Here is a 6,775-nt window from a genome sequence, read left to right as displayed (position 1 = left end):
CGTGTTCGAACGCCGGATCCCCGGTGTTCCCTCCAGAAGGCCACGATACCCCTCGTGGCCTTTTTGTTTGCGCGGCATGCGCGCTTTGCTTTCCAGCCATCGAGGCGTAGCGCCCGGCCTTCGTTTTTCCTTCAAGAGGAACGAAGCATGAAGCATCCCGAACTGGCCATCCGGTCTTTTCATCCGGCGGACGAAGCCGCCATTATCCAGCTGTGGACCGACTGCGGGCTGACGCGCCCCTGGAACGATCCGCGCAAGGACGTGGCGCGCAAGCTGACCGTGCAGTCCGACCTGTTCCTGGTGGGCGAGGCGGACGGCGCCATCGTCGGCACCCTGATGGGCGGCTATGACGGCCATCGCGGCTGGGTCAATTACCTGGCGGTGTCGCCGGCGCATCAGCGCCGCGGCTATGCGTCGGCGTTGATGCGGGCGCTGGAACGCAAGTTCCTGGAGATGGGCTGCCCCAAGATCAACCTGCTGATCCGCGCCGGCAACCTGGCGGTCAAGGACTTCTATGCCAGCCTGGGGTTCCAGCAGGACGAGGTGATCAGCCTGGGCAAGCGCCTGATTCCCGATCTGTGAGCCGGGCGGTGTCTAATGAGCGCCTTCGATTCTTTTCCGATAACGGGTTTTCATGACGACACCAGACGAACAATTGCTGGAAGCGGCGACGGCCGGCGACGCACCGGGCGTGGCGCAGGCGCTGGCGCTTGGCGCGACGGTGGACGCGCGCAATGCGTTCGGCGCCACGCCGCTGTTCTGCGCGGCGACCGCCGGCGCGGCCGAGGCGGCGCGCCTGCTGCTGGCGCAGGGTGCGGACACGGCCTGCCGGGCGGGACATGGATTGACCGCATTGCATCAGGCCGCGGGCTGGGAGCGCCTGGAGCTGGTGGCCGTGCTGCTCGAGGCGGGGGCGCACGTGGACGCCGCGTCCGACGATGGCGGCACGCCCTTGATGGCGGCCGCGGCGCGCGGCAATGCCGCCATCGCCGCGTTGCTGCTGGCGCATGGCGCCGAGGCCGACCGCCGCGACGAGGAAGGCTGGAACGCCTGGGCCTGGGCCATCGAAAAGGGCGCGCAGGACGTGGCGGACCTGCTGGAGGAGGAGGGCGCCGAGCCGGCGTTCCCCGAGGCGTAGAGCCCGTCGCCCCGCGCGCTCAGTCGACGCCGGGCGGCAGGCGCCACGCCGGCGGAAGATGGGCGAACTGGCCCCAGGATGTCCAGGGTTGTCCGGCCGCGTCCCGCGGTCGGGTCCACAGTCCCCATTCGGGCGGATCGGGAAAGCCATGCCAGAGCCGTTGGGTCAGCACCCAATGCTCGTCCTGCACGGCGGCATGGCAGACGGCTTCGGCCGAGCGCAGTTGATCCGCGGTCAGGCCGAACAGTCCCTCGGCCGGCAGGTCGCCGAACGGGATGCTTTGCCAGCCGACGGCCACCATCCCGCGGACATGGAAACCCTGCCGCTGGATGTCAGCGGCGGCGTCGTCCAGGTCCCAGGGATGGGGCTCCCACATTTACATCGGCTCGGTCAGGTACACCGCTTCCCGGCCGACGATGGGCATGCGGGTCGGCATGAAGATGGTGCAGTTGTCGCAAGGCGAGCGGATTTCCTCGCCGGCGTTGATGGCGATGAGCTCGCCCTGGTTGAAGACCTCGAAGCCCAGCAGCGGCCGCGTGAAGGTGAAGTCCTCGGACTTGACCATGTGCACCTCGAGCAGCCGGAACGGCTGCGCGGGCGCCGCCGGCGCGCTGTTGGCCGGGGGCGTCGATCAGGCCCAGGTGCGCCAGGAAGCGCAGCGTGACGTCGGTGGCGAGCGTTGCGGCCGATTGCGCGAAGTGCTGGCCGCATTCGACCACCAGCGCGCCGCCGCTGTTCGAGGCGGGATCGCCATGGCGGCCGTAGTTCAGCACGCCGGTGCCGGGGAAGCGGCCGGCCGGCATCACCAGTTGCACCGCGGGGGCGCCGACGGCGGCGGCCAGCGCGGTGTTGCGGTCCATCTCGGGATAGACCCAGAACGGCTGCACCGGCGCCCGCGTCGAATGGATATCGAGCACGTAGTCGGCCGCGTCCAGCACCGGCCGCAGTTCGCGCGCGCGCCGCAGTTCCGGGCTCTGCTCGCTGCCGTCGAGCCATTCGGGCGACCAGATGCGGTTCAGGTTGTGGACCAGCTGGCGGTTTTCGTAGGGGTTGTCGATGTCGAAGGCGTTGTGGGCCTCCATGTTGGCGAAGCTGACGGTGAGCGTGCCGATCTTGGGGCGCACGCCCGTATCGAGCAGGTGCGTGGCCGCCACCATGCCGCAGATCTCGTTGCCGTGCGTCAGGGCGTTGACCAGCACGTGCGGACCGGGCTTGCCGGATTCGAAGCGGTGCACGTAGTCGATGCCGGTGTTGCCCTGGCGATAGGCGGAAAGATCGCGCGGCAGGACTTCGAGCGGCGCGGTGTCGGGGGCGAAAGCGGGGTGGGTCATGTGGGGGTTCCTATTCCGGACGGATGCCGGCGCGGTCGATCAGGTCTTTATACAAGGCCAGGCGCTGCGACATCATGTCGGTGAATTGTTGGGGCGTCTGCAGTTCGGGCGGCAGCGCGCCGCTCTTTTCCAGGGACTGCACGGTGCCGTCCTGGCGCGCGGCGGTCTGCACCGCGTCCAGCAGTTTCCGGGTGATCTCGGGCGGGGTGCCGGCCGGCGCGGCGAGGCCGATCCACGACATCGCGTTCAGCACCGGATAGCCGAGCTCGGCGAAGGTGGGAATGTCGGGCAAGGCTTCCTGGCGCGTGGGCGCGGCCACGGCCAGCGCGCGCATTTTGCCGCTCTGGATGTGCGGCAGGAAGGGCGCGAGGTTGTCCAGCGCGAACTGGGCCTCGTTGGCCAGCAACGCATTCAGCAGCGGCGCGCCGCCGCGGTAGGGCACGTGCACCGCGCGCAGTTGCAGGGTGTGCTTGAGCAGCTCGGCGTTCAACTGGCCCATGCTGCCGACCCCGGCGGTGGCGAAGTGGACATCGTCCGGATGCGCCTTCAGGTAGGCGACGAATTCCGCGAAGTCCTTGACGGGCAGGGCGGCGCTGGTGACCAGCACGTTGGGCGTGCGCGCCAGCTGCGAGATGGAAGTGAAATCCTTGATCGGGTCATAGCCCAGGTTGGGATGCATCAGCGGGTTGGCCAGATGCGAGCTTTGCGACGACGCGACCAGGGTGTAGCCATCGGGTTTGGCGCGCGCCACGCGCTGGCTGCCGATCGCGCCGCCAGCGCCGTCGCGGTTCTCGACCACCACGGTCACGCCCAGGATCTTGCCCAGCACTTCGGCGTAGAGGCGGCCGACCAGGTCGACCGAGCCGCCGGCCGGGAACGGCACGACCAGGGAGATGGGGCGCGACGGATAGGCGTCGGCGCGCGCGGACAGCGGCAGCAGGGCGGCGGCCATGCCCGCGATGAGCAGATTGCGGCGGGCGGGCGATGCGGCCTCGGAGGGGTGCTTCATGACGCTCTCTTGTGGTGACGGACAGTTCGGTCTATTCTGCAACGGGCGTTGCAGAACGAAATATAGTCTGCAATGAACGTTGTTGAATTTGGGGTTATCACCTAGGGCCCGCGCGAGGCTGCCTTGGGTGTGAACCGGCCCAGGGACCTTGCCATCATGAATCTGCATCAACGCATCGCCGCCTACGACCGGAAACTGACCAAGACCGAACAGCGCCTGGTCGAGGACATGCAGGCGCGCTACCCGCAGGGCCTGCTCGAATCCGCGACGGCATTGGCGCGCCGGGTCGGCACCAGCGCGTCGACCGTGGTGCGCCTGCTGGCCAAGCTTGGCTACGACAGCTATGCCCAGGCGCAGATGCAGGCGCGCGCCGAACTCACGGCGCTGCTGGCCTCGCCGGGCGAGCGCGCCGACGCCGTCAGCGTCGACAATCCCTCGGCCCAGGCCTGCCTGCGCAATGCGCTGCTGCACGACCAGCACAACCTGGAGACGACCTTTGCCGCGATCGACGTGGCGGCGTTCGAGGCGGCGGTGCGGCTGCTGACGCAGCGCCGCGCGCGCGTGCACGTGCTGGGCCTGCGCCAGGCGGCGCCGCTGGCCAATCACATGGCGCTGTATCTCAACCTGTGCCTGCCCGACGTCAAGGCGATGGCGGCGTCGGGGCCGTTGTTCCTGGAAGACCAGTTGCTCTGGCTGCAACCGCACGACGTGCTGCTGGCGTTCACCTTCCGGCGCTATTCGGTGGCGGCGGCCAATGCCGTCAAGGTGTTCCGCGAGCGCGGCGGCAAGGTGGTGCTGATCACCGATTCCGCGGCCGCGCCCGCGGCCGCGCAGGCACACCACGTGCTGCTGGCTCGCACGTCGAGCGCATCGCCGTTCGATTCCCATGTGGCGGCGCTGTCGATCTGCAATGCGTTGCTGGCAGCGGTGGCGCTGCGCCGTAAAAAGGAACTGGCCGCGACGCTGGAGCGCGGCGAGGCCTTGTGGGATTCGCAGTGGATTCATCCGCCGGCGCGCTGACGCGCCGCGCGCCGGTTTGCGCGCAAGTCCTGAAATGCCTGGAATCACCCCGAATTCACGGGGTTTTCGTGTTTGTCCAGGTGCCTTCGCACCAGTCCATCTAGTACGCCATAACCCCTTGAAAACAAGGCTTTTCAAGCCAAATTATTTTTTTTATATTGCGGCCGGGTAGAGCAGATTCAGGAGCACAGGAATGAACCCGTGGCCGCAACGTCACATCGACGGCTTCGAAGTGATGTGTGAAGTGGTCAGTCTCGATGCCGGGGTGCTGGCGATAGAAATCAGCGTGTCGCGGCCCGGCGAGGCGCACTTCCAGCAGCGTTGGTCCCTGCCGCGTTTCGTGACCTTCGTGGATGCCGGCGTTGCCCGGCGGCACGCTGAACTGGTGTTGTCCGGCATCGTGTCGGTCGACCCGGCGACGGGCGAGCCGCGCTACGGCATTCTCTGAAAAATGCGAGCATCGCGACGGGATGTCGATTCGCTTGCAGCCAGGTATCGAGACGCGGCCGGCCATACCAAATGTTGCCGCCGGCGGCAGGCCGGAAATGCGCTGGATTGCATCGCGCGTGGCGCCCGGCGCGAAAGCCGGGTCGGGCGTGATGTAGGTTTTGTTTCGTTTATCACATCATGTGCCTTGCGCGGCGGCCGCGTCCCGGTACAGTGGATAACGGATGACAACAAAAAAGGAGAGTTCCATGTTCGACACTTTTCCTCTTTTCCGCCGCGCCGGCATGGCCGCCGCGACAATCGGCGTGGCCGGCTTGTTGTTTGCCGGTTGCACCACCACGTCGCCGCAATCGAGCGCCTCGGCGTCAGAGCAGCGGCAGTCCATCAATAGCGCGGCCAACGCCTCGCTGGGCAAGCTCTATCAAGCCTCGCCTCAATCCAAGGAGCTGGTGGCGCGCGCCAAGGGCGTGCTGATCTTCCCCGATGTGCTCAGCGGCAGCTTCTTCATCGGCGCTGAACACGGCAAGGGCGTGCTGCGGGTGAACGGCGCCAATGCCGGCTACTACAGCACCACGGCCGGCTCGATCGGCTTCCAGGCGGGCGCGCAGTCCAAGGCGATGTTCGTGCTGTTCATGACGGACGAGGCCCTGAACAAGTTCCGCAACAGCAATGGCTGGACGGTGGGGGCCGACGCCACGGTGGCAGTGGTGAACATCGGCGCCAACGGCCGCATCGACACCAACACCGCGCAGCAGCCGGTGGTGGGCTTCGTGCTCAACAACGGCGGCCTGATGGCGGGTGTGTCGCTGGAAGGCACCAAGATCGCGAAGATCGATATGTAGGGATCATCCGGACCCGGGCCATCGCGTCCCGGGTCTTGCCGATGCCTGGCGCAATGAAAAACGCCGCGGTGCGAGCCGCGGCGTTTTTTTTGTCCGGGTTGGCGCGTCAGCGCAGGATGTCGTCGCCGTGATTGCGCACCGCGCTCTCGCGTTCGATTTCGGCGGCTTCGATCTTCGGATCCAGGCCGCGCCACCGCAGGATGCGGCCGCGTTCCTCGGCGGGTTCCCAACCCAGGATGCCGTAGCGCGTGATTTCGGTTTCGCCGGTGTCGAACGCCACTTCGAAGTAGCCCTGACGATCGGGTAGCGTGCTGCCGGGGAACCATTCGGTTTCAGGCATGGTGTGCTCCTTGCTAAGCGATGGAGGGACGCCGGCGCCGGCCGGAACCGGCGGCGGACGTTTTCATTTTGGGCTGGCCGGCGCGATCCCGCAAGCGCCATCAACCGAGCGGCACCGCCGTGGTGTAGAGCACCTGCTTGAGGGCGAAGCTGGAGCGGATGCTGGCCACGCCGGGAATGCGCGTGATGTGTTCGACGATCAGCCGTTCGAGCGCATCGACGTCGGGCACCAGGGCGCGGATCAGGTAGTCGGCGTCGCCCGACATCAGATAGCACTCCATGATTTCCGGCAGCACGGCGATTTCGCGTTCGAACACGTCGAGCGCGGCCTTGCGCTGCTTGTCCAGCGAGATCTGGATGAACACGTTGACCTTCAGGCCGAGCTTGCGGGCGTTCAGCAGCGTGACGCGGCGGTCGATCAGGCCTTCGGTTTCCAGCCGCCGCACCCGCGCCAGGCAGGGCGAGGCCGACAGATTCACGCGCGCGGCCAGCTCGACATTGGTGAGGCGCGCGTCGCGCTGGAGTTCGTTGAGGATACGGATGTCGGTGGCATCCAGGTTGATATCCGGCATAAGCGACCTGTAATTGTGGAGAGAACCATGCACTTGTGCTGAGTATGCATGGTATGGCGGCAAATTGAGGTGAAATA

General features: G+C 66.8%; 9 protein-coding genes and 1 pseudogene. 5 read left to right on the top strand and 5 right to left on the bottom strand.

Annotation, left to right across the window (positions count from 1 at the left end; genetic code table 11):
* The first annotated feature begins 147 nt into the window (after positions 1–147).
* Together AOZ49_RS07440 and AOZ49_RS33915 are read left to right on the top strand one after the other, a co-directional pair.
* Positions 148–582, top strand: a complete 435-nt coding sequence (locus tag AOZ49_RS07440; RefSeq protein ID WP_006394076.1) for a GNAT family acetyltransferase — start codon at positions 148–150, stop codon at positions 580–582.
* A gap of 52 nt (positions 583–634) precedes the next feature.
* A complete protein-coding gene (locus AOZ49_RS33915; RefSeq protein ID WP_054474759.1) occupies positions 635–1,138 on the top strand; it encodes an ankyrin repeat domain-containing protein in 504 nt (167 codons plus the stop codon).
* A 19-nt stretch (positions 1,139–1,157) separates the two neighbouring features.
* Here the strand turns inward: AOZ49_RS33915 and AOZ49_RS07430 are convergent, their stop codons facing one another.
* The 3 genes and pseudogenes from AOZ49_RS07430 to AOZ49_RS07420 all read right to left on the bottom strand — a co-directional run bounded on the left by AOZ49_RS07430 (position 1,158) and on the right by AOZ49_RS07420 (position 3,478).
* Positions 1,158–1,514, bottom strand: a complete 357-nt coding sequence (locus tag AOZ49_RS07430; protein WP_054432341.1) for a hypothetical protein — start codon at positions 1,512–1,514, stop codon at positions 1,158–1,160.
* Positions 1,515–2,469: pseudogene (locus AOZ49_RS07425) on the bottom strand (succinylglutamate desuccinylase/aspartoacylase family protein).
* A gap of 10 nt (positions 2,470–2,479) precedes the next feature.
* Positions 2,480–3,478 carry a Bug family tripartite tricarboxylate transporter substrate binding protein gene (locus AOZ49_RS07420; protein ID WP_054474758.1) on the bottom strand — a complete coding sequence of 333 codons (999 nt, stop codon included), beginning with the start codon at positions 3,476–3,478 and terminating at the stop codon, positions 2,480–2,482.
* Between the two features lie 156 nt (positions 3,479–3,634).
* Here AOZ49_RS07420 and AOZ49_RS07415 point away from each other — a divergent pair, with 156 nt between their 5' ends.
* The 3 genes from AOZ49_RS07415 to AOZ49_RS07405 all read left to right on the top strand — a co-directional run bounded on the left by AOZ49_RS07415 (position 3,635) and on the right by AOZ49_RS07405 (position 5,787).
* Complete coding sequence (locus tag AOZ49_RS07415) at positions 3,635–4,498, top strand: MurR/RpiR family transcriptional regulator (protein WP_054432338.1); 864 nt, start codon at positions 3,635–3,637, stop codon at positions 4,496–4,498.
* 193 nt (positions 4,499–4,691) lie between these two features.
* On the top strand, positions 4,692–4,946 hold the full coding sequence (locus tag AOZ49_RS07410; protein WP_054432337.1) for a hypothetical protein: 255 nt from the start codon (positions 4,692–4,694) through the stop codon (positions 4,944–4,946).
* A 247-nt stretch (positions 4,947–5,193) separates the two neighbouring features.
* Entirely contained in the window at positions 5,194–5,787 is a 594-nt protein-coding gene (locus tag AOZ49_RS07405; RefSeq protein WP_054432336.1) for a BPSL1445 family SYLF domain-containing lipoprotein, read from the top strand.
* A 106-nt stretch (positions 5,788–5,893) separates the two neighbouring features.
* On the opposite strand, the gene AOZ49_RS07400 is transcribed toward AOZ49_RS07405, so the two are convergent.
* Both AOZ49_RS07400 and AOZ49_RS07395 read right to left on the bottom strand, forming a co-directional pair.
* Positions 5,894–6,127 carry a hypothetical protein gene (locus AOZ49_RS07400; protein ID WP_054432335.1) on the bottom strand — a complete coding sequence of 78 codons (234 nt, stop codon included), beginning with the start codon at positions 6,125–6,127 and terminating at the stop codon, positions 5,894–5,896.
* A 100-nt stretch (positions 6,128–6,227) separates the two neighbouring features.
* A complete protein-coding gene (locus AOZ49_RS07395; protein ID WP_006388018.1) occupies positions 6,228–6,698 on the bottom strand; it encodes an Lrp/AsnC family transcriptional regulator in 471 nt (156 codons plus the stop codon).
* Positions 6,699–6,775: the final 77 nt, after the last annotated feature.

It is taken from the genome of Achromobacter sp. 2789STDY5608615 (assembly GCF_001298995.1).
Lineage (GTDB): Bacteria > Pseudomonadota > Gammaproteobacteria > Burkholderiales > Burkholderiaceae_B > Achromobacter > Achromobacter insuavis.
This window is presented reverse-complemented; position numbering and strand designations above follow the sequence as displayed.

Bases quoted from the DNA above. Each gene is read 5' to 3' on its own strand.
- AOZ49_RS07400 (WP_054432335.1), bottom strand. From the start codon at position 6,127: ATGCCTGAAACCGAATGGTTCCCCGGCAGCACGCTACCCGATCGTCAG.
- AOZ49_RS07410 (WP_054432337.1), top strand. From the start codon at position 4,692: ATGAACCCGTGGCCGCAACGTCACATCGACGGCTTCGAAGTGATGTGT.
- AOZ49_RS07430 (WP_054432341.1), bottom strand. From the start codon at position 1,514: ATGTGGGAGCCCCATCCCTGGGACCTGGACGACGCCGCCGCTGACATC.
- AOZ49_RS07415 (WP_054432338.1), top strand. From the start codon at position 3,635: ATGAATCTGCATCAACGCATCGCCGCCTACGACCGGAAACTGACCAAG.
- AOZ49_RS33915 (WP_054474759.1), top strand. From the start codon at position 635: ATGACGACACCAGACGAACAATTGCTGGAAGCGGCGACGGCCGGCGAC.
- AOZ49_RS07405 (WP_054432336.1), top strand. From the start codon at position 5,194: ATGTTCGACACTTTTCCTCTTTTCCGCCGCGCCGGCATGGCCGCCGCG.
- AOZ49_RS07395 (WP_006388018.1), bottom strand. From the start codon at position 6,698: ATGCCGGATATCAACCTGGATGCCACCGACATCCGTATCCTCAACGAA.
- AOZ49_RS07440 (WP_006394076.1), top strand. From the start codon at position 148: ATGAAGCATCCCGAACTGGCCATCCGGTCTTTTCATCCGGCGGACGAA.
- AOZ49_RS07420 (WP_054474758.1), bottom strand. From the start codon at position 3,478: ATGAAGCACCCCTCCGAGGCCGCATCGCCCGCCCGCCGCAATCTGCTC.